The 25,148-nt window shown below is 70.6% G+C and carries 15 protein-coding genes; 11 read left to right on the forward strand and 4 right to left on the reverse strand.

Going from position 1 to position 25,148, the window contains the following annotated elements; all coding sequences use genetic code 11:
* Positions 1–182: 182 nt before the first annotated feature.
* From FGD71_RS38720 to FGD71_RS38730, 3 genes are all read left to right on the forward strand, one after another.
* Entirely contained in the window at positions 183–1,160 is a 978-nt protein-coding gene (locus FGD71_RS38720) for a hydroxyacid dehydrogenase (RefSeq protein ID WP_119105241.1), read from the forward strand.
* Between the two features lie 198 nt (positions 1,161–1,358).
* A complete protein-coding gene (locus FGD71_RS38725; RefSeq protein WP_240436979.1) occupies positions 1,359–2,492 on the forward strand; it encodes a LacI family DNA-binding transcriptional regulator in 1,134 nt (377 codons plus the stop codon).
* A gap of 270 nt (positions 2,493–2,762) precedes the next feature.
* On the forward strand, positions 2,763–7,244 hold the full coding sequence (locus tag FGD71_RS38730; RefSeq protein WP_119105242.1) for a fibronectin type III domain-containing protein: 4,482 nt from the start codon (positions 2,763–2,765) through the stop codon (positions 7,242–7,244).
* Positions 7,245–7,254: 10 nt separating this feature from the next.
* Here the strand turns inward: FGD71_RS38730 and FGD71_RS38735 are convergent, their stop codons facing one another.
* Positions 7,255–8,067 carry an alpha/beta fold hydrolase gene (locus tag FGD71_RS38735; RefSeq protein WP_119105243.1) on the reverse strand — a complete coding sequence of 271 codons (813 nt, stop codon included), beginning with the start codon at positions 8,065–8,067 and terminating at the stop codon, positions 7,255–7,257.
* A 116-nt stretch (positions 8,068–8,183) separates the two neighbouring features.
* On the opposite strand from FGD71_RS38735, the gene FGD71_RS38740 reads away from it, so the two are divergent.
* Both FGD71_RS38740 and FGD71_RS38745 read left to right on the forward strand, forming a co-directional pair.
* The gene (locus tag FGD71_RS38740) at positions 8,184–9,506 is read left to right on the forward strand and encodes a radical SAM protein (RefSeq protein WP_119105244.1); all 1,323 of its coding nucleotides are present in this window, start codon (positions 8,184–8,186) and stop codon (positions 9,504–9,506) included.
* A gap of 212 nt (positions 9,507–9,718) precedes the next feature.
* The gene (locus FGD71_RS38745; protein WP_119105253.1) at positions 9,719–11,227 is read left to right on the forward strand and encodes a cellulose-binding domain-containing protein; all 1,509 of its coding nucleotides are present in this window, start codon (positions 9,719–9,721) and stop codon (positions 11,225–11,227) included.
* 123 nt (positions 11,228–11,350) lie between these two features.
* Here FGD71_RS38745 and FGD71_RS38750 read toward each other — a convergent pair whose 3' ends face one another.
* Complete coding sequence (locus tag FGD71_RS38750) at positions 11,351–12,880, reverse strand: SDR family oxidoreductase (RefSeq protein ID WP_119105245.1); 1,530 nt, start codon at positions 12,878–12,880, stop codon at positions 11,351–11,353.
* A gap of 341 nt (positions 12,881–13,221) precedes the next feature.
* On the opposite strand from FGD71_RS38750, the gene FGD71_RS38755 reads away from it, so the two are divergent.
* From FGD71_RS38755 to FGD71_RS38770, 4 genes are all read left to right on the forward strand, one after another.
* The gene (locus FGD71_RS38755) at positions 13,222–15,765 is read left to right on the forward strand and encodes a polysaccharide lyase family 8 super-sandwich domain-containing protein (RefSeq protein ID WP_119105246.1); all 2,544 of its coding nucleotides are present in this window, start codon (positions 13,222–13,224) and stop codon (positions 15,763–15,765) included.
* A 331-nt stretch (positions 15,766–16,096) separates the two neighbouring features.
* Positions 16,097–17,182: a ribosome small subunit-dependent GTPase A gene (gene rsgA / locus FGD71_RS38760; RefSeq protein ID WP_240436980.1), complete on the forward strand. Its 1,086-nt coding sequence runs from the start codon at positions 16,097–16,099 to the stop codon at positions 17,180–17,182.
* A 462-nt stretch (positions 17,183–17,644) separates the two neighbouring features.
* Positions 17,645–19,090: a DNA-3-methyladenine glycosylase 2 family protein gene (locus FGD71_RS38765; RefSeq protein WP_162931341.1), complete on the forward strand. Its 1,446-nt coding sequence runs from the start codon at positions 17,645–17,647 to the stop codon at positions 19,088–19,090.
* A gap of 5 nt (positions 19,091–19,095) precedes the next feature.
* The gene (locus tag FGD71_RS38770; protein ID WP_119105254.1) at positions 19,096–19,590 is read left to right on the forward strand and encodes a methylated-DNA--[protein]-cysteine S-methyltransferase; all 495 of its coding nucleotides are present in this window, start codon (positions 19,096–19,098) and stop codon (positions 19,588–19,590) included.
* Between the two features lie 13 nt (positions 19,591–19,603).
* Here the strand turns inward: FGD71_RS38770 and FGD71_RS38775 are convergent, their stop codons facing one another.
* On the reverse strand, positions 19,604–21,973 hold the full coding sequence (locus FGD71_RS38775; protein ID WP_119105249.1) for a glycosyl hydrolase family 95 catalytic domain-containing protein: 2,370 nt from the start codon (positions 21,971–21,973) through the stop codon (positions 19,604–19,606).
* A gap of 131 nt (positions 21,974–22,104) precedes the next feature.
* The gene (locus FGD71_RS38780; protein ID WP_119105250.1) at positions 22,105–22,590 is read right to left on the reverse strand and encodes a DUF456 domain-containing protein; all 486 of its coding nucleotides are present in this window, start codon (positions 22,588–22,590) and stop codon (positions 22,105–22,107) included.
* Positions 22,591–22,744: 154 nt separating this feature from the next.
* On the opposite strand from FGD71_RS38780, the gene FGD71_RS38785 reads away from it, so the two are divergent.
* Together FGD71_RS38785 and FGD71_RS38790 are read left to right on the forward strand one after the other, a co-directional pair.
* The gene (locus tag FGD71_RS38785) at positions 22,745–24,364 is read left to right on the forward strand and encodes a protein phosphatase 2C domain-containing protein (protein ID WP_119105251.1); all 1,620 of its coding nucleotides are present in this window, start codon (positions 22,745–22,747) and stop codon (positions 24,362–24,364) included.
* 255 nt (positions 24,365–24,619) lie between these two features.
* On the forward strand, positions 24,620–25,042 hold the full coding sequence (locus FGD71_RS38790) for an ATP-binding protein (RefSeq protein WP_240436981.1): 423 nt from the start codon (positions 24,620–24,622) through the stop codon (positions 25,040–25,042).
* Positions 25,043–25,148: the final 106 nt, after the last annotated feature.

Below are 25,148 nucleotides of genomic sequence, written 5' to 3' on the forward strand. Positions count from 1 at the left end.
CGGTCGCTGCCCTCCCCGCGACCGGGGGCGGCTTCATGTCCATTGACCCCCTCAGTCGCGGGCGCATACCGTAGAGACCGGTTGCTATGTCTACGTCACCCGATCCGGAGGCCAGTTCCTTGCCCGAGCATTCCCCGGGGGGCTCCTCACCCCGAAGTACGCGCCCCATCGCGCTGTTCGCCATGAGCGCCGAGAACGTGCCGCACATTTTCCCGCCGGAAGTGCTGGCCCGTCTGCGCGAGGTGGTAGAAATCGATCCCACTCTGGTGGCCGAGGACTTCACCGACCCCCGCGTACGCGAGAGCCTCTCCCAGGCCGAGATCCTGATCACGGGCTGGGGCTGCCCCCGGATCGACGAGAGCGTGCTGGACGCGGCGCCGAAGCTGCGTGCCGTGCTGCACGCGGCGGGCTCGGTCAAGAGCTTCACCACCCCCGCGATCTGGGAGCGCGGCCTCGTCGTCTCCTCGGCGGCCGGTGCGAACGCCCTGCCCGTCGCCGAGTACACGCTCGCGATGATCCTGCTCGCCGGCAAGGACCTCTTCGCGCACCGCGACCGCCTCCGCGCCGAGCGAGCCTTCCCCTACGGGGAGATCGTGCAGGGCATCGGCAACTTCGGCCGCCGGATCGGCATCGTCGGAGCGTCCCGCATCGGCCGCCGGCTCATCGAGCTGCTGCGCCCCTTCGACCTGAAGGTGAGCCTGGCCGACCCGTACGTCGACGAGGCCGAGGCCGCCCTGCTCGGCGTACCCCTGCTGCCCCTCGACGAGCTGATGCGCACCAGTGACATCGTGAGCATCCACGCCCCGGAAACCCCCGAGACCCGGCATCTGATCGGCTCCCACGAGCTCGCCCTGATGCCCGCCGGCTCGGTCCTCATCAACACGGCGCGCGGCTCGCTGCTCGACCACGACGCGCTGGTCGGCGAACTCCGCGCCGGACGGATCAGCGCGATCCTGGACGTCACGGACCCGGAACCGCTGCCCGTCGACTCGCCGCTGTTCGATCTTCCGAACGCGTTCATCACGCCCCATCTCGCGGGCTCGCAGGGCAACGAGGTGGCGCGCCTCGGTCTCACCACCGCCGAAGAGGCGGAGCGACTGCTCTCGGGACGCGCGCTCGCCCACCGCATCGACCATACGGAGCTGGAGCGCGCGGCATGACCGCGCCGCTCTCCTCGCCGGACCGATGAAGTGGTTGCCGGGACGACGACACCGTCCGTTGCGCGCCCCCGAGACGGGGCTGAGGGCGGCCATCGGCACCCTCCGCTTCGTACGCCCACAGCGGTGGTCGGCCCGCCTGTCGCGTCTCATAGAGTGAAGGTGCGCAGACGGGCGCCGACCAGGGAGGAGGGCCCACCCGTGCCGAAGAAGTCGACCCGGAGGGCGGGCGCACCCATGGCCAAGCGCACCCCGACCGTCAAGCAGCACAGTGCCCCGTCCGCCGACACCTCCCCGGCCAAGGACGCCTCCACGGTCCGGGACGTGGCCGCGCGGGCAGGGGTGTCCGCGTCGACCGTGTCCCGGGTGCTCGGCGGGACCTACCCCGTCGCCGCGAGTACCCGCGCCCGGGTACTCAAGGCGATGCGCGAGCTCGACTACGTGGTCAACGCGCATGCGCGGGCCCTCGGCGGTGCCACCAACAAGACCGTCGCGTTCGTCGTGGACGACGTGACCGGACCCTTCTACGCGCACATCGCCCGGGGTGTCGAGGAGCAGGCGTCGGCCGAGGGGAGGCTGTGCATGCTGTGCACCACGCACGGTGACCCGCAGCGCGTGCTCGCCGTCGTGGAGACGATGCGCGAGCAGCGGGCCGACGCCGTGATCGTGGTCGGCGGCGCCTGGGAGGACAAGGCCTACCAGGACCGGATGACGCACTTCGCGCATGCCCTGGACCGGGTGGGCTCGCGGCTCGTGCTGGTCGGCAGGCCGCCGCTCGGCCCGGGCGTGCCCGCCACGGTCGTCGACTACGACAACGAGGGCGGCGCGTTCGCGATGACCAGCCACCTCATCGCCTCCGGGCACCAGCGCATCGCGTATCTGGGCCGGGTGCCGGGCCTGTCCACCAGCAGCCAGCGCATCAGCGGCTTCACACGCGCCCATGAACTGCTCGGCCTGACCCCCGACCCGAAGCTGATCCTGGACGGCGTGTACTCGCGTTCCTACGGCTACCAGGGCACGCGCGAACTGCTCGCGTCGGGCGCCGAGTTCACCGCGATCTTCGCCGGTACCGACATGGTCGCGGCGGGCACGCTGCAGGCGCTGCGCGAGGCGGGCGTACGCGTGCCGGACGACGTGGCCGTGGTCGGCTACGACGACATACCCGTGGCGATGGACGTCTTCCCCTCCCTCACCACCGTGAACATCCCGCACGAGGAGCTGGGCCGCACGGCCGTCCGGCTCGCCCTGCACCGCGACGAACTCCCTGACAGTCAGCACGTGGTGCTCGGCACGCACATCGTCGTGCGGGGCTCCACGCGCCGCCCCGGCCGCTGACGCATCCCCGAGTCGACCCCTCTTCGGCAACCGGTCTCTACGAGGTCGGCCACCTCGCCATGGGCTACTGGTTCGTAATCCTGTACATCTGCGGTGAAGGCGAGCAGCAGGGCACTTTTTCGTGCGCGATCTCTTGCCTCTTCGCGTGGCGCCGTCCTAGCTTCTAGCTTCCATAGATACCGATTTCTACAGCGCCCTCGGACACGTCCCGAGCGGTGGCCGCCCCCTGCGCCCTCGTCGTTGGTACGTCCCCCTTTGTGAGGAATCCGCATGCCCGTCAGCAGAAGATCCGTCCTGGCCGGTGCGGCCGCCGGGACCGGTGCGCTCGCTCTGAGCGGCTGGTCCACCGCCGTAGCCGCCCAGGCCCACGCAGTCGAGGCTGCGGACGCCGGGGGCGGCGCCCGCAGCCTCGACGTGATCGACTTCGGTGACTCGGACTCCGAGGCCGCGCACGACTTCGCCGCCCCCGAATCGGCGATCGTCGACGGCAACGCGGGAGACCGGGCGCGCGTCGCCAAGCCCTTGGCCACCGCCGACATCAAGGGCGGTGACCTTCGCTTCACCATGAAGGTCGACCCGGTCCACCAGAACTACCTCACCGTGAAGTTCTGGGGCGGCGACACCTCGACGTTCAAGACGATCGCGTACATCAACGGCGAGCAGATCGGCTACCGCCGCTCCGGCGACTACGAGGCCCTCAACACCGGCACCAGCCGCCCGCTGCCCGGCCGCTTCTTCTACGCCACGACGATGCTGCCCCTGGAGCACACGCGGGGCCAGGAGACGGCGGAGATCACGCTGCGGACATACGACCCCGTATTCGCCGGCAAGGTCACCGCCGACTCCCGCGGCTACTACCGGGCCTACACCCACACCGGCGCCTGTCTCGACGTGAGCGACGAACCGCAGGCCGACCACACCCCGTCCACGGACACGGTCGCGGACCTGTCGGAGGCGGAGAAGCAGGCCCTGGTCGACGGCTATGTGGCGAGCCAGGTGAAGCTCTTCAACGACTACTCGGCGAAACTCGACGCCTCGGCCACGGCCCGCCTCAGCATCGTCCGCTACCAGGACGAACTCCGCTTCTACGCCACCGCGTTGACCCAGGCCGGCTGGTGCCCGGCGCAGTCGGCGGCCGAACGGAAGGCGGCACTGCTGCGCGTCTTCAAGTGCGTCGACAACCACACCAGGGACTACTACGGCAACACCAAACTGCTGGCCTGGGGCGGCCACCAGGGTGACTGGGGCGGCTACTACGGGGCGCTGGGCGAGGCGCTGTACGTCGTCGAGAACGTCATCGCCGACATCGATGTCTACGGGCGCGACGCCTTCGAGGCCTTCCTCGACGAGCCCTTCACCACCGGTACGAGCGAGGGCGCGACCTCCCTCGAGGACGTCGACTTCGACGGTTCCCCGCTGACCCGCCGCGCCGCCTGGGGCCGCGTCCTCAAGGCCAACTTCGACTACGCGCGCTCCCGCCTCTCGTACATCTTCAACCAGGTGATGTACACGTACGAGGGCGCCTGGGAAGCACACGAAGGGCTCCGTGTCATCGGCTCGAAGTTCTACGAGGGCAAGGAGCGCAGCCACCGCATCGCGGGCGAGGCGCTCGGCTGGCTGCCCTTCCTCGGTGAAGAGGTGCTCGTCGGGCCGGACGGCCAGGACCTGGACCTCTTCCACTCGCTCTTCCACCACGACACCACGGCCCGCTGGACCGACGACTACATCAAGTACGTCATCAAGGGACTCGCCAGGTCCAAGCTCGACAAGGACGGCAACGTCGTACGCCGCCTTCCGCTCGGCACGCACTTCACCGCCGTCACCGAGGCCGGCCACACCCGCGAGAACGGTTACGTCGCCAACTACGGTGAGGCCACGAACTACCTCCCCGAGTGGTTCCACCGCACCTGGGGGCACGAGGGCGACGAGGAGCTGAACGACCGCATCCTGGAGATCGCGCTGCGCAATCTGCACGCCCGCTCCCACGCCCGGATGACGGACCTCGACGACAACCTCAAGCGCTCCATGCGCATGGAAATGGTGATCGACGAGCGCAACACCAACTACCCGGGATTCCCCGGCTATGTGCTCCGTATCTCCGAGGGCAAGATCCTCAACTATGTCTCCCTGGCCCACCACATCGCCCGGCACCCCGACCGGTACGCGGGCGACGCATGGCGGCAGGTCCGTGCCCACGCCCGCGAGGCCGTCGGCTTCGCCCAGCAACAGCTCGCCGACCACCAGTACTTCAACACCTTCGCCTCGGTCCGGGCCAAGAACAAGTACGACCTCAAGCTCGCCGAGACCTACGCCTTCCTCAAGGCGCACGAGCCGACCGGCATCGTCCACCCCCACACCGATTTCACCTGCTACACCGCCACGGAGATCGACGCACTCGCGGTCGACAAGAGCGACTACGAGCGCTACGCCTGGGTCGACGTGGACTGCATGTTCGTGTCACTGCGCGACGGCGACCTGCACCTGTGGGGCCATCTGAACGAGCGGCAGCGCGGCTTCGCCCGCAACGGCCGCATGCACGTCCGGTACGCGAACCGCGACCACCTCGTGCAGCTCAACACCGACGGGATCTTCCCGTACGAGGACTACTGGGCCCGCATGGACAACATCGACGTCGACTTCATGGAGGACCAGCAGACCGGCGACGGGACCGCCCCGCAGGCCCTCGCGGGGGAGATCGCCCCGATCACGTACCAGCCCGGCGTCGGCACGGTGCGCCGCGAGAACTTCGAGGCCGACCACGCCTACTCCGGCTACCCGGACCTGCTCACCGCCCGCTACGGCCGCTACTTCTTCGTCTTCAACACCACGCGGAAGGTGTACGGCAACGAGCGCACTTATGAGGTGCGGATCCCGGCGGGGCACTCGGGCACCACCGTTCTCGACCTGGTCAGCGGCAAGGAGCTGACCATACGGGACGGCAAAGTGGCCGTGCCCGCGAAGACCGGCCTCGTCCTGAAGCTGTCGTCGGCCGACATCCCCGAACTCCCGCCCGCTCACGTCGACTTCGTGCACACCCTGCCCGGCGACGGAGCGGTCACCGTCACCTGGCAGACCACCGCCGGCGCCACCCACTACGAGATCCGGCGCGCCACGCGCCGCCCCGGACCGTACGAGATCATCGCCGCGAAGGCGACGGGCCGGCACTTCACCGACACCACCGCGCACTCCGACGAGACGTACTACTACACGGTCACGGCCATCAACTCCGTTGCTTCCGGGGCGACTTCGCACACCATCCGCACCCAGCTCCGCGCCTGTGTCTCGCCGGGCCTGGCCAAGTCGGGCTGGCGCGACGACGCCCTGGGCACCGTCCGCTCGGGCAGCGCTGCCGTACGCGGGTCGACCATCGGCGTGCTGGGTGCGAAGGGCGACGGGCTCGGCGAGGGCGACGACTACAAGGTGCTCGCCCGCGACATCGAGGACGAACTGCACTTCGTCAGCCGCCCGGTGCCCGGCAGCTTCACCCTCACCGCACGCGTCGACACCGCTCGCGGCCCGCTCACCGGCCTGATGCTCCGCGACAAACTGGACCCGAACACCCGCCACGTCTCCTTCGGCGCCGACGCGGACGGCAACCTCGTCTTCCACAACCGCACCCGCGACAGCCGCCACGACTGGCAGGACGATCCGCGCTCACCGATCACCCGGCAGCCCGACGGACAGAGCCTCGCCGCCACCCCTTGGCTCCGGCTGGTGCGGGACTTCGCGACGCACCGCGTGCTCGCGCAGGTCTCGTCCGACGGCTCGGTGTGGACCACGGTGGGCACCCTGTTCACGCCGTTCCCGTACGCCGTCCATGCGGGCCTCGCGGCCACCGGCGACGCCACATTCGCGAAGGTCGCACTCGACACGCTCGCATCCGACGCCCTCCTCGTCTCGGTCGAGCGCGACGCCGACACCGCCACCGTCCGCTGGAACAAGCCCGAGGACGCCCTGACCTTCACGCTCGCCCGCTCCACCGACGGCGAGCAGTGGGAGACGGTGAAGGAGAACACCCGCACCTACGCCCACCAGGACGAGGGACTGCGCCACGGCAGCCGCTCCTACAGGGTGACGGCCTCCCTGGTGAGTGGCGGGACCCGGACCTGCGAGGAGCCGGCGGTCGCCGTGGCCGAGTCGTTCGCCTCCGTCCTCGCCCGGGCCCGTAAGACCAGCACGGCGGACTGGACGAAGAAGTCGTACGCGGCCTTCACCGCCGAACTCGACCGCGTCGAGCAGGCCACGGGCCAGGACGAGGACACCCGCATCGACGCGGTGTACGCGGCCTACGACCTCCTGGTCTCCATCGACACGTTGCTGCGCAAGGTCGAGGTCACGCCGTCGATGGTGCGGGCGTCCACCATCGAGTGGCCTGGTACCGGCACCACCGCGTCCAACGGCTGGCGCGCCTTCGACGGCGACATCAGCACGTACACCGACACCCTGGCCGCCGAGAGCTGGATCGACATCGACGCGGGGGCCTCCGGCGCGATCACCGTCGACCGTATTCGCGTGTACCCCCGCGTCGGTCAGCTGAGCCGCGCCAATGGGACGGTCTTCCGCGGCTCGAACGACGGCGGTGCGACGTGGACCGACTTCCGCACCGTCAGCGGGGTCGACACGGCCCGGTGGTACGAGTTCAAGCTCGCCGAGCGCGTCTCGTACCAGCGGATCCGTGTCTACGACGGGCACAACGGCCGCTGCAATCTGGCGGAGGTGGAGTTCTGGTACCAGCTGCCCGACGAGCTGTAGGCCGACGGGCTCAGGGCCTGTCCGGCGGATCAGCGTCGGACAGGCCCTGACCGAGGGCCGCGGACCACTCCTGCACGAGGGCCACCAGGTCCCGGGGACGCTCCTCGTGCAGGAAGTGGCCGCACCCGTCGAAGACCTCCACACGTGACGCCGGATGCGTCAGGGTGCCGCGCTCGAAGTCGGCGGCTCCCTGCGTCGAGTACACAGCCAGCACCGGGCAGTCACGTCGCGCCAGATACGCGCGTGCGGCGGGGCGGGATCCGAACGCGTCCGGCGCCAGATACATCCCGACCCGGCACCGCAGCAGCACATCCAGGTCCATCGCGGCCATCAGCCGCTGCTGCCGCTCCCTGAGTTCGTCGTGCGCTCCCGGCCGGAAGGCGCCCGCCACGAAGCGGACCGCCCAGGCGGTCCCCTCCCGCCGGAGCTGCTCCTGCGCGGCGGGGACCCCCGCGATCTGCTTCTCATCGGCGCCGTACGCCGGGTCGACGACCACCAACGCCCTGACGAGGTCCGGATGCTCGACGGCCAGTGCGGTCACGGCCTGCCCGCCCATCGAGTGGCCGACGGCGATCACCGGACCGGTGTCGAGTCGCCGCAGCAGCTCCGCCAGATCGGTGGCGAAGTCGCGCGGACCGTAGCCCTTGGCCGGCCGCGGGGAGCGGCCGTGACCGCGCAGGTCCGGCACGATCACCCGATGCCGCCAGTACGGCAGCGTGGGCGTCCAGTCGTCGCCGTCGCCGCCCCAGCCGTGCACGAGAAGGACGGCGGGGGCCGGACCGGGGTGGTCCGTGTGGTGCAGGGGCGCCGGCGAGCTGATCACGGGCCGACTCTAGACGCCCGCGCACGACAGGGCCTGGCGGACCCGGGCCCGCAGCCCCGCAGGCAGGGGCATACCGTGAGGAGTCGAGCACACCAGCCTGGAGTGAGGAGAACGGGATGGGCAGCCGTACCGCACTGGTCGAGGATCTGATGGAGAGGTTCCCGCATGTGCCACGGGAGGCCGTCTTCAAGGAGGACCTGCTCCGGGGAGGCGTGGCCTTCGACGACTCGGCGCTCTCCGACAACGAGGACGGAGACGTCAAGCCGAAGTCGTACTTCATCTTCTCCTTCGACCACGGCACCCTGCCCGAGCTGGGCGAGGCAGCGCTGCGTCGCCCGCCGGAGGAGATCATCCTCACCGGGGGCCCGTACGACCTGCGGCGGACGGTCGTGTCCGTACGCGTCAATCCGTCCTCGCCGTACCGGGTGGCCGCCGGCGACGACGGCATGCTCGGGCTCTACCTCGACGGGAAGCGGATCTCGGACGTCGGGGTCCCGCCGATGCCGGAGTACTACCGGCACACGCTCGCCAGTGGAAAGTCCGTGATGGAGGTGGCCCCGACCATTCAGTGGGGCTACCTGATCTACCTCACGGTCTTCCGGGTCTGCCAGTACTTCGGTGCCAAGGAGGAGTGCCAGTACTGCGACATCAACCACAACTGGCGCCAGCACAAGGCCGCCGGGCGTCCGTACACCGGAGTGAAGGACGTCGAGGAGGTCCTCGAAGCGCTGGAGATCATCGACCGGTACGACACCGCGAAGGCGTCCACCGCGTACACGCTGACCGGCGGGGCGATCACCTCAAAGGTCGCCGGGCGCGACGAGGCCGACTTCTACGGGCACTACGCCAAGGCCATCGAGGAACGGTTCCCGGGGCGGTGGATCGGCAAGGTGGTCGCGCAGGCCTTGCCGCGCGACGACGTCCAGCGCTTCAAGGACTACGGCGTGCAGATCTACCACCCCAACTACGAGGTGTGGGACCGCCGCCTCTTCGAGCTGTACTGCCCCGGCAAGGAGCGCTACGTCGGCCGCGACGAGTGGCACAAGCGCATCCTCGACTCGGCGGAGATCTTCGGCGCGCGCAATGTCATCCCCAACTTCGTCGCGGGTGTCGAGATGGCGGAGCCCTTCGGCTTCACGACGGTCGACGAGGCCATCGCCTCGACCACGGAGGGCCTGCGCTTCTTCATGTCGCACGGCATCACGCCCCGGTTCACCACATGGTGCCCCGAGCCGACGACTCCGCTGGGCAAGGCCAATCCGCAGGGTGCGCCGCTGGAGTACCACATCCGGCTGCTCGACGCGTACCGCTCGACCATGGAGGACTTCGGGCTGTCCTCGCCGCCCGGATACGGCCCGCCCGGGCCGGGGCAGGCGGTCTTCTCGGTGAGCTCGTTCATGGACAGCCTCCCGGCGAACGAGGAGGCGCACGCGGGCTGACGGGGTGACAGGAGGGCCTTCGCCTCGGTGGGGAGCGTGTCCGGGCTGATGGGGGCGCGCGGGGCCGGAGTGAACGCATGTGCTGGTGGCGCTTGTCAGTTGTGCGGGTACCGTGAAAAACTCTGGTCCCCCTTGAGACGTCCCCGCTCAACTTCCGTATGCCCTGAGGTGAGTTGACTCCCTCCTTCCGGATCCAGGTGAAGACCCCGCTCATGCCTGACCTGCCGACCCCCCAGGATGCCGCCGAGGCGACGCTGTTCTCGGAGTGCTGGGACGCGGTGCTGTCCTATGCCGATCTGTGCACCGCCGGTTCCGCCACCGCACGACAACTCGCCTCCGAGGCGTTCTCCCACGGCATACGTGAAGTGCGTGCCGCCGAGGGCGACGGCAAGAATGCCGGGCGCCGGAGCCGGGCGCCCAGACTGCCCCGTATCCCGCTGCTGCTGACCGCCGTACGCAAGACGGCCGACATCTGGGAGTCGCGCGGCCTCGGCCAGCGCCTCGACCCGGATCTGCGGCTGTGGCTCAACTCCGAGAAGGCGGGCCGCTATACGGGACCGCCGCTGCACCGGCCGCTCGCGCTGCGTGGACTGCGGGACATGCAGGAACCGGACGCGGCGCTGCTGTGGCTGGCCGAGGTCGAGGCGATGCCGCTGCCCGCCGTGGCCCGCAGACTCGGCCTCGACCCCGAGAGCGTCGCCGAGGAACTCGCCCAGGTGCGCACCGTGTTCCGCGACCGCTGCCACCGCAACCACCTCGACACCCCGCTCGACGCGGAGTGCCGCAGATACGCGCGGCTCCTCGACGCCGTCACCCGCTCGCCCGGCGCCGACACGCCCGAGGACCTCTCCAAGCATCTCGCGACATGCGTCGAGTGCGCGGAGGCCGCCGCCTGTCTGCGGCTGGGCGGCACCGGGCTGCCCGGTGCCCTCGCGAGCGGCGTGATCGGCTGGGGCGGACTCGCCTATCTGGAGCGGCGGCGCAGAGCCGTGGAGTCCGGACTCAGCCGGTCCGTCGCGGACTTGGACGAGGGAGTGCCCGTACCGGAGGAGGGCAAGGTCCGGATCGGGCGCGCCGGGCTTCTCGTCGGGGCCGGCATCGTGTCGTTACTCGCGCTCGTCGTCTCACTGGGGGCCTTCGACTCCGACGGCGGCACCATACGGGACGAGTCGGCGGGGCGGGAGCCGGTGGGGGACCAGGTGCCTCCGGCCGAGGCCCTGCCGTCCGCCACCTCCTTGCCTCCGAAGCCGACGGACCCGGACTCGGGCCCGTCGGACTCCGGGTCGGGCTCGCACTCCGGATCCCGCTCGGACGGGGACGGGCAGTCGGACAAACAGCCGGGCAAGGAGCCCCAGGGCGAGTCGTCGTCCTCGCACACGACCGATCCCACCCCCACGAAGTCCCCCTACTGCAAGGCCAGTTACGACCTGGTCAACCAGTGGCCGGACGGCTTCCAGGGCACCGTCACGGTCACGTCCACCAAGGCCCTCGACACCTGGCGCGTCGGCTGGAAGTTCCGTAACGGCCAGCGGGTCACCCAGATGTGGGACGGCAGCTTCGACCAGGACGGCTCCCATGTGACGGCCACCGCCGCCGACTACAACAGGTCCGTGCCCGCGGGCGGCAAGTTCGGTGTCGGCTTCCTCGCGTCCTGGCAGGGCTACAACTCGGCGCCGTACGACTTCACGTTGAACGGGCAGAGCTGTACGGATGTGAGTTGAGCGGGGTGTGAGCTGAGCGGGCTGTGAGCCGAGCCGCTCGGCCGACGGTCGGCGGAACAGCTTGGCCGTGGAGCCGCGGGTCCGACGTCGGCAGCGCGACGCGGACGCGCACGACCGCTTCTGTCAACCCGTGGCGACGGCGCTCGCCTCGGCTTCGGCGGCGATGTTCCGGGCCATGCCACCGAACACCACGGCGTGCCAGGGAGCGATGCCCCACCAGTACAGATGCCCGGCCAAGCCGTGCGGGTGGAACAGGGCTTGCTGCCGGTACACCGTCCCTCCCGCCGGGTCCCGGTCGATCCTCAGCTCCAGCCAGGCAAGCCCCGGCAGCCGCATCTCGGCCCTGAGCCGCAGCAGCCGGCCGGGCTCGATCTCCTCCACCTGCCAGAAGTCGACGTGGTCCCCGACGCTCAGCCTCGCCGCGTCCCGGCGGCCCCGGCGCAGGCCGACCCCGCCCGCCAGTCGGTCGAGCCAACCCCGCAGTGCCCAGGCCGACGGGGAGGAGTACCAGCCGTTCTCGCCGCCGATGCCCTCCACCACTCGCCACAGTGTCTCCGGCGACGCGTCGACGGCGCGCTCGCGGTGATCGGAATAGAGGCTCCCGCCCGCCCAGTCGGGATCCGTCGGCAGTGGATCGCTCGGCGCGGCGGGCGCGGAGGCGGAGGGGCTGGGGATCCCCTCGGACGGGGACCGGGGGAGGGTGGCCACATCGGTGTCGCGAATACGCTTCAGCGCCAGCCGGAGCGCCTCGTCCAGGCCGAGCAGACCGTCCGGTGGGTCCGGCACGTAACGCGCGATGTCGTGTTCGGCGCAGACGACCTCGTGCCGCAGCGACTCGACCAGTGGACGTGCGACGGCTCCCGGCACGGGCGTGACCAGGCCGACCCAGAGGCTGGACAACCGTGGCGAGAGCACCGGCACCGGAACGATGAGGCGCTGCGGCAGACCCCCGACAGCGGCGTACCGTCGCATCATGTCCTGGTACGTGACGATGTCCGGCCCGCCGATGTCGAACGTGCGGTTCACGTCGTCCGGCAGCCGCGCGCACCCCACGAGCAGGCGGAGCACGTCGCGGACGGCAATAGGCTGTGTCCGCGTGCTCACCCAGCTCGGCGTCACCATCGCCGGCAGTCGATCGGTCAGATAGCGCAGCATCTCGAACGACGCCGAGCCCGAACCGATGATCACGGCAGCCCGCAGCGCGGCCGTCGGCACGCCCGAGGCCAGGAGGATGTGGCCCACCTCGGCCCGAGACCGCAGATGCGGTGACAGCTCACGCTCGGGCACACCAGCCGGGGTCAGACCGCCGAGATAGACGATCCGGCGGATTCCGGCAGCGCGAGCCCTCTCGCCGAACAGCCGGGCCGCGCGGCGGTCGGTCTCCTCGAAGCCGGACCCGCTGCCCAGCGAATGCACGAGGTAATACGCGACGTCGATGTCCTCCATCGCCGCGCTGACGGAGTCCGCGTCCGTCACGTCCCCGCGCACGGCCTCCACTTGTCCGGCCCAGGGGTGATCGCGCAGCTTGCCGGTCGAGCGGGCCAGACAGCGCACGGAGTATCCCGTCGCCAGCAGCTCGGGCACCAGCCTGCTCCCGATATAGCCGGTCGCCCCGGTCACCAGGCAGCGCGGCGTGCGCCTCTCCGTAGCCATGCCGGTCAGACGCTCGCGCCGCGGACGACGGGTGCGATCGTGGCGGCCGTCTGTGGCCGCCGCTCCCCAGCCCTCGCCCGAAGGTGATCGACGGGCGGCATTGCCGTGTGAAGCCTCATGGCTGCCTCCAGAAGGCGGAGCCGCTTCCCCTCAGCCATCCTTGAGCGTGCCGTCGGCTCACGCAACCGCAGCTCCACCGGGCCCGAACGCTCCGACGGCCCACGGCTCGGTCCCTGCCCCTGCGTGCGCCGGCGAGGCCGGTGGCCGGGCGCCCTTGTCGCTGAGCGGGCCGTCTGCTTGACTCCGCCCGGCAGAACGCCCATTCGACGGCGGAGGAAGCCATGGAGATCACCCGCAGACGCCTGTTGTCCGTCCTGTCGGCCGCCGGTCTTGTGACGGTGATCCCCTCGCATCCGGCGAGCGCCGCCGAGATCGCCGCGGGCCGAGCACGTCTCCTGGCCAACACCGTGGCGGTGTTCGCCGGGACCGCCGAGTCCAACGCCCGGCCGGAGACGGCCGCCAAGCTCGCCGCCATCGACCAGGCCGCGCGGACGAATCTGAAGTCGATGGACGCCGCCGGCGCGGGCGAACTGTTCGCCGATCTGATGCTCGGTACCGACGAGGCCAACCTCAACACTGCCTTCCGGCGGCTGTACGAGACAGCCCTCGCCACCCGCACCCCAGGCGGCGCCTCTTCGGATCTGTACCAGAACACCACCGTGCAGCGCCGGGTGATCGACGGTCTCGTCTGGCTGCACGAGCGCTACTACGGCGACCAGTCCAAGGGCTACTACGGCAACTGGTTCCACTGGGAGATCGGTCTTTCCCAGCACATCGGCAAGACCCTGGCGTTACTCTCCGACGAGGTGGAGGCGTACCGCCCCGGCCTCGTGCGCACCTACGTCGCCTCGATGGACGCCTACCTCCGCAACGGCATCGACGGGGACGTGAACCTCGACTCGCGTTTCCACACCGGCGCCAACCTCGCCGACATCACCACCAACCGGATCCTCCAGGGCGCGCTCCTCGGCGACGACGCACGCATCCGCAAGGCCCTCACCGATCAGCTCACGGTCTTCGCCACCATCGACCCGTACCACCTCAACCACGGTGTCACGGACGGCTATTACGCCGACGGCTCCTTCATCCAGCACGCCTCCGTCGCCTACACCGGCTCCTACGGCAAGGGCCTGCTGACCCGTGTCGTCCAGACCCTCAAGATCCTGGACGGTACGGGATTCGCGCACGGCGAGGAACTGGTGCCGACCGTGCGGGGCTGGGTGAAGAACGGCTTCGCGCCGCTGATCTTCGAGGGCTGGATGATGGAGATCGTCAAGGGGAGGGCGGTCGCGCGGACGGACACCGGCTACACCGATGTCGGGGTGGTCGTCGAGGCCGTCGTCGACCTCTCCTCGCTCGCGAGCGGCGCCGACGCCATCGCCCTGAAGAGCTACGTCAAGCACATCCGGTCGACCTCGCGCACCGCCCTCGATCCGGCCGGCTTCGTCTCCCCGGTCAGCATCGTGCGCTACGCCGACATCATCGGCGACGCCACCATCCCGGCCGCGGACCTCAACCCCGGCTCACGCAGCGTCGCCTTCAACGCCATGGACAAGACCGTGCACCGCAGACCGGGGTACGCGTTCGCGCTCGCCCGCAGCTCCGACCGGATCAGCAAGTACGAGTACATGAACGGCGAGAACCTCATGCCGTGGTTCCAGGGCGATGGCGCGTATTACCTCTACCTCTCCGGGCAGGATCAGACCCAGGCGTACGGCGTGGACCACTTCACCACGGTTTCGCCGTACGGCCTCGCCGGTGTCACCGCGCCGGTCGAGCGGCGGCACACCATCCCGGAGCTGTACGGGAAGCCGTACTACGACAACCCCGGCCACCCGCTGAACTTCACCTCGTCGTCCGCGTCGCAGAACACGTACGTCTACTTCCCGCGCGGCACCAACCGGCACTCCGGCGGCGCCGTCCTCGGCGCGTACGGCGCGGCCGGGATGGTGCAGTCCGACGACGTCTCCTACCGCGACAAGGGTGCGGGCCTGCTGCCGGACGACTTCGTCGTGTACCGCAACGCGACGGCGACGAAGTCGTGGTTCCTCCTCGACGAGGAGATCGTGGTGCTCGCGGCGGGGGTCGGCGACAGCGCGGGACGGGCCGTGACCACGACGGTCGACGCCCGTACCGCCGCACCGGACGACCAGGTCTCCGTCACCGGGATGCTGCGCGACGGCCGTCCCTGGACCGGCTCAGGCATCGGTGACCTGCACTGGCTGCGCTACGCCAACGCCACGCAGCGGACCGCCGTCGGCTATGTCTTCCTCGACACCCCGCAGGTGAGGGTCGCCCTGGACAAGGTCACCCGCAGCCGCCGGGCCGTCCGCACCTCGAACCCGGACATCGCCGTGACCCGCACCGTCCTCGGTGTGACGGTCGACCAGGCCCCCGGAGCGGAACCCATCCGCCTGGCCTACGTGTTGGTGCCGAACGCGGGCGAGGCCGGGCTGCGTTCGTACCTGCGCGGACCACTGAAGGTCCTGGCGAACACCTCGCGCCTGCAGGCCGTCACCCACACCGGCCTCGGCCTGACGGCGGCCAACAGCTTCACGCGCGGCCGCCACGAGACCGCCGGGATGCGCATCGAGGGGCCTGCCTCGGTGATCGTCCAGCGCGCAGGCCGCAGCCTGACCACCGTAGCCGTGGCCGATCCGACCATGCACCGGGACACGGTCAGTGTCCTGCTCCGCGGCGCGTCGCTGCGGGAGGTCTCGTCGGACGACGGGGTGCGCGTGAGCCCGGTCCACGGTGGAACCCGGCTGGACTTCGACACCCACCACGCGTACGGCCGGAGCTTCACGGTCACACTGCGTGGCTAGGGCCCTTGGTCGTGCCCGGCGTTCCGGTCGACGGCGGTGACCTGCGCTCGTACTGCCCGCTCGGCGTGAGGAACCGCTGCGCTCCTCGGCAAAAAAGGGTTGGCGTCCTGCTGGAGCCTGAAGCTAGGGTCCGGTTGTTCGCTTGGCGGCCGGTTGGCCGCTGTCGTCGGCTGAGCAGGACCGGGAGGTGTGACCGATGGCTGTCGTTGAGATGGGCGCTGCCCGCATCCGGAAGTTCATACAGTCCACCTCCGTGGCCTCCGGCTGACCTCTCTCCTTCTCCCGCGCCAGTGAGCGCGGTGCCGGGGCCACCCTTGTGAAGGGTCACCCCTTGTCTTTCTCTTCTCTTCAGGCGTCTTCGCACCCTCTCGCCCCGTATGGCTGGGACGAGGGTTGGCGTGCGGAGTTCGCCCCGTACCTCGAGCGGGGTCTGGTGCCCGGGCGCGTCGTGCGGGTCGACCGTGGGCAGTGCGATGTGGTCACCGCCGACGGGCTGGTACGCGTCGACACCGAGTTCGTCACGCCGAACGATCCGCTGCGGGTCATCTGCACCGGGGACTGGGCCGCCGTCGATGCCGGCGGTGACCCCCGATACGTCCAGGAGTATCTGCCGCGCCGCACCGCCTTCGTGCGCTCGACCTCGTCGAAGCGGTCGGAAGGGCAGATCCTGGCCGCCAACGTCGACTTCGCGGTGGTCGCCGTGTCGCTGGCGATGGAGCTCGATCTCGGGCGGATCGAGCGGTTTCTGGCGCTGGCCTGGGAATCGGGGGCACAGCCGTTGGTCGTCCTGACCAAGGCGGATCTCGTACCCGACGCCGCGACACTGTCGCATCTGGTGCAGGACGTGGAGACGAGCGCGCCGGGAGTGCGGGTGCTGGCGGTCAGCTCGGCGGTGGGGGACGGGATCGATGTCCTCGCCGCGGTGGTCTCCGGTGGTACGTCCGTGCTGCTCGGGCAGTCGGGTGCGGGCAAGTCGACCCTCGCGAACGCCCTGCTGGGCGAGGACGTGATGTCGGTGCAGCAGACGCGGGACGTGGACGGGAAGGGGCGGCACACCACGACGACCCGTAACCTGCTCGTCCTGCCTGGCGGTGGCGTTCTGATCGATACGCCCGGGCTGCGGGGTGTGGGGCTCTTCGACGCCGAGGGAGGGGTCGGGCAGGTGTTCTCGGAGATCGAGGGACTCGCCGCAGAGTGCCGCTTCCACGACTGCGCGCATGGGGCGGAGCCGGGCTGCGCCGTCCTCGCCGCCGTCGACTCGGGTGTCCTTCCGGAGCGCCGGCTCGACAGCTACCGCAAGCTGCTCCGCGAGAACCAGCGGATCGTCGCCAAGACCGATGCCCGCGCCCGGTCCGAACTTCGCCGCGAGTGGAAGCGGCGGGGGGCTGAGGGGCGGGCCGCGAGGCGCTGGCGCTGAGCCTTGGCGGGGGCGCCTTGGGGTCGGTGGGTGGGTCGGGGTCGTGTGCCGGTGCGTCCGCCCGTCGCCGCGGGGGCATACGGCCCGGGGTGGGTAAGTCAGTGCGGGTTCCCTGAGACAAGCCCTACGCGACGGGCGATGACGCACCGGCACACGACCCCTCCCGTGCGTTGGGCGGCTGCGGGTGAGTGGGGGTGCGCCGCTGCAGGGATCGCTGGGTGACTGAGGGGGAGCGGGACGCGCCCTTCAGGGGCGCGGGGAACTGCGCGACCAGCCACAACCGACCCGCAGCCGAGGTACGAAACCCACCCACCCCTTCCCGCGCGTGGGCGACTGCGGGGCCCTTTAGGGGCGCAGCCCCGTGCTGACGATCCACGGCGGTGTGAACCGGCGGGAAACCGCCCTCAACGTCGTGTCCGATTTCCGCCAGCCCGGCCGTCCATCAGGGCGCAGACTGGGGGTGTGACGAAGGAAGAGACCAGGTACGAGGCCGTGCGGAGCAGGGACGCCCGGTTTGACGGGGTGTTCTTCTTCGCCGTGGAGACGACCGGGATCTACTGCCGGCCGAGCTGCCCGGCGGTGACGCCGAAGCGACGCAACGTGCGGTACTACGCGACGGCCGCGGCGGCGCAGAGTTCCGGCTTCCGCGCCTGCCGCAGGTGCCGGCCGGACGCCGTCCCCGGTTCCGCCGAGTGGAACGTCCGCGCGGACGTCGTGGGACGGGCGATGCGGATGATCGGAGACGGCGTCGTGGACCGCGAGGGCGTCGCCGGACTCGCGATACGGCTCGGCTACAGCGCTCGTCAGGTCCAGCGGCAGCTCACCGCCGAGCTGGGCGCGGGCCCGGTCGCGCTGGCACGCGCCCAGCGCGCGCACACCGCCCGGGTACTGCTCCAGACCACGGCGCTGCCGATCACGGAGATCGCCTTCGCCGCGGGCTTCGCCAGCGTGCGGCAGTTCAACGACACGATGCGCGCGGTGTACGCGTCGACGCCCAGCGAGCTGCGCGCCGCCGCACCCGGCCGCCGGGGAGCCGGCACGCGCCATGCGGACGGCACCCCGTCCGCCGGTATCCCGCTGCGCCTCGCCCACCGCGGCCCGTACCAGGCCGGCCCCGTCTTCGACCTCCTCGCCGCCGAGGCCGTACCCGGCATCGAGGAGGTGGCCGGCGCCCCGGGTTCCCGTACGTATCGCCGCACCCTGCGTCTGCCGTACGGCACCGGCATCGTCGCCGTCGACGAACGGCCTTCGGGGCCACGGGCACAGACCTCGAACCACCCCAGCGGCTGGCTCGACGCCCGGCTTCACCTCACCGACCTCCGCGACCTCACCACCGCCGTGCAGCGGTTGCGCCGGCTGTTCGATCTCGATGCCGATCCGTACGCCGTGGACGAGCGGCTGGCCGCCGATCCACTCCTGGCACCGCTGGTGGCCGCCAGGCCGGGGCTGCGCTCGCCGGGTGCCGCCGATCCGGAGGAGCTGGCGGTGCGGGCGGTGGTGGGACGGGACGAGGCCGAGCGGCTGGTACGGGCGTACGGCAAGACGCTCGACGCGCCCTGCGGCACGCTCACGCATGTCTTCCCCGAGCCGGCCGTCCTCGCGGAGGCCGAACCTGAGGGAACCCTCGGCGCCCTGGCCGCGGCCCTCGCCGACGGGCGTCTGCGTCTGGACGCGGGTGCCGACCGCGATGACGCGGAGAGTGCCCTGCTCGCACTGCCCGGCATGGATCCCCACACGGTGGCCGTCATCCGTGCGCGTGCTCTCGGCGACCCGGACGTCGCCGTCGGCCCGCCCGGGGAACACGTCCCCGACAGCTGGCGGCCCTGGCGTTCCTATGCCCTGCGGCACCTGAAGGCCGCCGGGCATCAAGTCCCCGTAAGTACGAGTGAGTTGGAAGTCGACGAATGAGCATCATGACGCCGCCCCCGCACTACACGACGCTCGACAGCCCCGTCGGCCGGCTCCTCCTCACCGCGGACGAGTCCGGCGCGCTGACCTCCCTCTCCGTGCCCGGCCAGAAGGGCGGCCGCACCGTACAGCCCGGCTGGCGGCACTCCCCGGAACTCTTCCGGGCCGCCGAGGAACAGCTCGCCGCGTACTTCGGGGGCGAACTGAAGGAGTTCCAGTTGGAGTTGAGGACGGAAGGGACCGAATTCCGGGAGAAGGTCTGGGCCGCCCTCGACTCCGTGCCGTACGGCGCGACCACCACCTACGGCGCGATCGCCGCGTGGATCGGTGCGCCGCGCGTCGCCGTCCGCGCGATCGGCGGCGCGATCGGCGCCAATCCGCTGCTGATCGTCCGCCCCTGCCACCGGGTGATCGGCGCGGACGGCTCCCTCACCGGTTACGCGGGCGGGCTGGACCGCAAGCTGAGTCTCCTCACCCTGGAGGGCCGAAAAGAGGGGTGAGGGGGAATGAGATTCACGGCGTGGGCAGGCCCCAGCGTGGTGCCTCCTCGTTCGGCTCTACCGGTGTGATCCGCAGGTCCGGACGGTCGCCCTTGGCGGTGATGAGCGCGGACTCCCCTTTCGGTAGCCGGACCTGGATCGCGCCGTCGTCCACGGACTCGTACCGCAGCGGGCGTCCCAGGCTGTCCCGTACCTCGATCGGGCCCGCGATGCCGTGCTGTACGACGCAGGGGGCACCCGCCTCGCTGAGCAGCCGGACCCAGCGGGTCACCCCGGCCTTTCGTACGGCGCTGAGCAGAAACGCGCCCTGGGTACGGAAGTTGTGCACCGTCAGGTCCCCCCAGGCGGCGGGCAGCGCGGGGAAGACGCGGATGACTCCGCCCCAGGACTGGCAGATCATGTCGTGCAGCGACTGGGCGGCGGAGAGCGGGGTCTCGATGACCGGGCCCGTCTCCTTGTACATGGTGTTGGGCTGGATGAAGCGGGTCATCAGCTGGCCGAGGTAGGTGAGCGCGTCCTCGCCCTTGCCCAGCAGCGCGGACATCGAGGCCGCCCCGGTGAACGTGTAGCCCTGGAGGGCGCCCTCGAAGCCGACCCAGTGGGCCAACGACTTCTCGATCAGGGCCTTTTCGTCGGCTGTGCGGCCCGTCAGCTCGTACAGCGGGTACACCGCCAGGAGATGCGAGTAGTGGCGGTGCGACTTCGCGAAGGGGATGTCCGCGCCGATCATGAAGCCGTTCTCGTCGGTCGGATAGGCGACCCGCCTGGCCAGGACCTCCCGCCAGCGCGGCGCCAACTCGTCGTCGATGCCGAGGAGTTCCGCGGAGTCGAGCAGGGTGCGGCATCCCCATGTCAGCAGCATCAGGTCGTAGTTGCAGTCCCGTGAGTTGCCGCCGTATTCAGGCGAGAAGGTGGCCGGCAGGTGCAGCTTGCCGTCCGTGCCGGGCTCCAGGAAGTGCAAGTAGTAGTTGATCGCCTTGCGGAGGAGGGGGAAGAGGACGTCGCGGAGGATCGACTCGTCCATCGTGTGGCGGTAGCTGAGCCAGACGTTGTGCAGGGCCCAGGCGAGGTTGCCCACCTCGGGAGTCGGCGGGTCCTGGCCCGGTATGCCGACGCCGTAGCCCAGTACGGGAATGGTCGCGCCCCCGTTGACCAGCGAGGCGTCGGTGGTGCGCGGGATGCCCAGCGAGTCGGCGCGGTACGCGGGCGCCATCTCGGCCCTGAGGTTGTCGCGGAATTCGCTCAACGCCCTGGTCACGGCGTCCAGTTCCAGGTGATTGGATCCGTGGATCAGCCAGTACTCCAACTGCACGTTCAGATTCCACCAGGTCGCCGGCCACGGCGTGGACTCCAGCCAGGGGCCGCTGGTGGCCATCACGGGTGCGTCGCGCCGGGCCGCGGAGGCCGTCTTGTAGAGCTGGATCCAGTAGAAGCGCTGGATGCGCGCGTCGGGCAGGGAGAGGAAACTCTTCCGGTAGAAGGCGCGCCACCAGGCGCGATGCGCGACCGTCAGCAGGTCGTACGAGAGCTTCGAGGCGTCCCGGACAGTTGCCAGCGCCCGCCCGAGCGCCGTCGACTTCGGATACGAGTGCGCGACGTGCGCGTACAGCGTCCGCGTACCGCCCCAGGTGCGCTCCCGCCATGCGGTGACGTGCTGCCCGCCGGACAGCAGCGGTTGTACGGCGGCGGAGATGCCGTCGTGGTCACCGGTCTCGGCGGGCGGGTTGGCGGCGTACCCCTCCGGCAGCGGCCGGAAGCCGGCGCGCGGGCTGATCGCCTTCGCCGGATGGAACACCCAGGTGAAGTCGCGCTCGCCCTCGCTCGGCGTCACCTCGACGGCCAGCACGGAGCGGGAGGTGTGCACCAGGGCGCGGATGGTGAGGGTGCCCCGGTCGGTGGTGAGCGTTCCGGTCAGCTCGGCGTCGCGCAGCCCGAGCCGCCAGTCCAGGCTGGTGATCGTGCCCACCGGCTCCAGTGTGAAGTGGCCGATCGGCAGCCGGGCGAGCCCGAAGAGCGAGCCGAACTGTGGGCGGTGGTCCTGGACTTCGGAGTGCTGCACGTTGAAGCGGACCGCCTGGAAGGTCTCGGCCCCGGTGTCCCCATCGGTATCGCCCTCAGGAGCCGGCTCGGCGTAGATCCCGGAACCGAGGAAGCCGTTTCCCAGATAGGGGCCTTCGTACCAGGTCTTCGGCATCCGCTGCCACACCAGGTCCGCGTCGTCCAGAACGGTGCGCCAGGGGTCGGAACCGGCCTCGGCGGCGGTCGCCGCCGAGGCCTGGGCGGGCAGCCCGCCCGCGAGCAGCGTTCCGCCGAGCGCGGATCCGGTGGCGAGAACGGTACGTCTGGACGGACGGCTGGAACGACGGCTGGACGGGCTGGGCATCGCGCCTCCTGGCGGCTTGTACGGCACAGCTATTCATCGGAGCTATCCCTGTGCGCAAGGTAGAGAGGGTGCGAGACGTCGTCAATAATGCGGAAGAGATCCGATGAAAGGTGGGCTCAAGGTCCCCAGGCTCAAGGTCCCCAGAAGACCGCACCCAGCCAGGCCCCCGTGATCAGCAGACACGCGAACAGCTCCACCAGCACGCTGGTCCCGCCCGAACGCATCACCAGGCGGACCGACGCCACAGCCTCCCTGTGCCCGCCGAGCCGCAGCCGCTCGCAGAGATAGATCCCGGCCAGGAATCCGGGGACCGTGCCGAGCACCGGCGGCACGAAAAAGCCGAGCAGCGCCCCGACGCCGGCGTACACCGCCATTCGGCGGGTGGCGCCGCTCTCGACCAGCCGGCGTGGCGGCAGCTGCCAGCGGATCACCTGGGAGAGGAACTGGACGCAGGTGGCACCCACGAGGACCGCCCAGGAGAGCCCTTCCGGGTCCTCGAACGCCCACCACAGGATCGCGGCCCACACGAGCCACGATCCCGGCGCGCCGGGCACCAGCACCCCGCACAGGCCGAGCAGTATCACTACGCCGACCAGCAGGAGTTCCCACGCTCCCATCTGCCCAGGGTGCCGGAGTACGGGCGAGCCCGCAGGTCAGCCGCGCCGCACCCGGGCCCGGCGGCTTCGTATCACCGTTCGGCACGCACCCCCCGGGGCCGCTTTTTCCTGATGCACCGTTTTCATCCGGCCCGTGCGGTGGACAATTGGGGGCATGAGCCAGCAGGGGGAGAAGCCCACCGGTCATGACGACGACTGGTGGGGGCAGTTGTACGACGACTCCACCGAGGACACGGGACCCGCGCCCGTGTCCGATTCCCTCGACGACCGGTTCGCCTCGGCGGCGGGGACGGTCGGGGCCACCTCGCAGCAAGGTCCGCCCGGCGGGGAAACGGCCGGGTCGACCCCGCCCTCCGGGCCGCCGGACACCGACGCGCTGCACCGCAGCGGGCTCCGGCGGGAGCGGGCCCCTTGGGAGGCCCCGCCCTCCGAGCCTCCGGCACCCGCGTCCTTTCCCCCCGGCCCCAAGCCGCCGGGCTTCCGCGCGGAGGCCCCCCTGGTCGATACGTCCGTTGATGCGTCCGTTGATGCGTCCATCGATACGTCCATCGACACGTCGATGGGCATGTCCACGGAGGCACCCGCGGCGGCGGTGCCGGCCTCGCGCGCACCGGCCGACGGTCCGGCCGGCGAACCGGCTCCCGGTCTCACCGGCCGTCCGGCTGAGGGCCCGCCCGCCACACTGCCGGACGGCCCTTCGGACGCGCGTCCGGGCACATCAGCCGGTACGTCACCGGACGCGCCGTCCGGCCCTCTCCCCGACGCCCCTGCCGCCCCCGCACCCGCCACCGCGCCCGCACCCGCCCGCATCACCGTCGACTACGTAGGCTCCGGTCCGCCCACCTACGACCCCGAACCCACCGCCCTGCCGCCCGCGGATCCGGACGATCTGGATGATCTCGTGGCCGACACCGTGCTGGACGGGGCGCACTACGGGACCTGCACGCTGCGGGCCGCCTCCGTGCGCGGGGACTCGGCACGGTACCGGGGCGAGCCACGGCGGGACTCGCTGCTGACCGCCCGGTTCGGGACGGGGGAGCAGGCGCTGGTGCTCGTCGCCATGGCGACCGGAGCGCGGGCGACGCCCGGCGCGCACCGGGCCGCCGCCGAGGCGTGCCAGTGGATCGGCAGGGCCGTGGGCCGCAGCCACGCGCGGCTGGCCGAGGACATCAAGGCGGCGCGGCGCGGTGACCTCAAGTCGGGTCTGCACCGCCTCACCGACCGCAGCCTCGGCAAGCTCCGGGCCACCGCCGCCGAGCAGGGCATCGACCCCGAGGAGTACACGGCGAGCCTGCGCTGTCTGCTGCTCCCCGCGGACACGGAGTGCCGTACCCGCGTCTTCTTCGGCATCGGTGCGGGCGGCCTGTTCCGGCTGCGCGACGGCGAGTGGCAGGACATAGAACCGCATGTCGCCGAGGCCACCGGCGAGGCCGTGGTCGGCTTCGGCTCGCCGCCCTCCGAAACCCCCGAGGGCGACCGGCTCACCATGGACCTGGGCATCACCACACCCCCGAGCCCGTACGAGCCCGCCCCCGAACCGCCCCGCGAACCCTTCCGCTTCCGTGCCTCCGTCGCCCGCCCCGGCGACACGCTGTTGCTGTGCACCGGCGGCCTCGCCGAACCTCTGCGCGGCGAACCCGACCTCGCCCGGCAGCTGACGGCCCGGTGGGCGGACGCCGATCCGCCCGGCCTCGCCGCCTTCCTCGCGGACGTCCAGGTGAGGGTCAAGGGATACGCCGACGACCGTACGGCCGCGGCCGTTTGGGAAACGTAGCGGCGTCCGCCGATTCGTGGCCCCATCGCGACAGCGGACGCAGTGGTTCATCTCCTCTCATGCGGGGCACCCGTGGCTGTATCAGAGGTGTTGACGAATCGACATGACTGCCACGTTCCGGGCGGGGGCATGCATCTCGTGAACCTGTTCGAGCAGGAGGGGAACGACATCGGCGTGCGGGCGGGGGTCATGAAGAGGCAGGCACGAGGAGGTGGTCCCGTCGTATCCGGGGCCTTCTCGGCGAAGGCAGCGAAGATGGCGAAGACGGCGGAGAAATCGGCGGACAGCGCGACGGACCAGTACGGCTTTCCGCAGCTCAGGCGCAGGTTGGGGCGGGCAGACCTCCGGGCGGTGCCCGAAGTTCGTAAAGCGCTGCGGGACCTGCTCGCCCAGTGGGGCAGGCCCGGCAGATCCGATATAGCGGAGCTGCTGACCAGCGAACTCGTCACCAACGCCCTCGTCCACACCGACTATGACGCGGTGTTCACGGCCACCGTCGGCCCACGTGGACTCCGGGTGGAGGTAAGGGACTTCGTGGGGCGCAGGCCGACACTGCGGGCGCCGAAGGCCGACGACGGTACGCACGGCAGGGGCCTGTTCCTGGTGCAGTCGCTCTCGGACGCGTGGGGCGTACGGCAGCACGGGGTGGGCAAGACGGTGTGGTTCGAACTGTTTTAGCAGGGCTCGGCTCGCCGCGCTGCATTTTTTGGCTCGGTTCGCCTCCGGGGCGCAAAAGCCGGTGTCGAGACGGCGATCGTGCTCGGCCCTCCTTCGTCGGGCCTCC

Source organism: Streptomyces sporangiiformans (genome assembly GCF_005768555.2).
GTDB lineage: Bacteria > Actinomycetota > Actinomycetes > Streptomycetales > Streptomycetaceae > Streptomyces > Streptomyces sporangiiformans.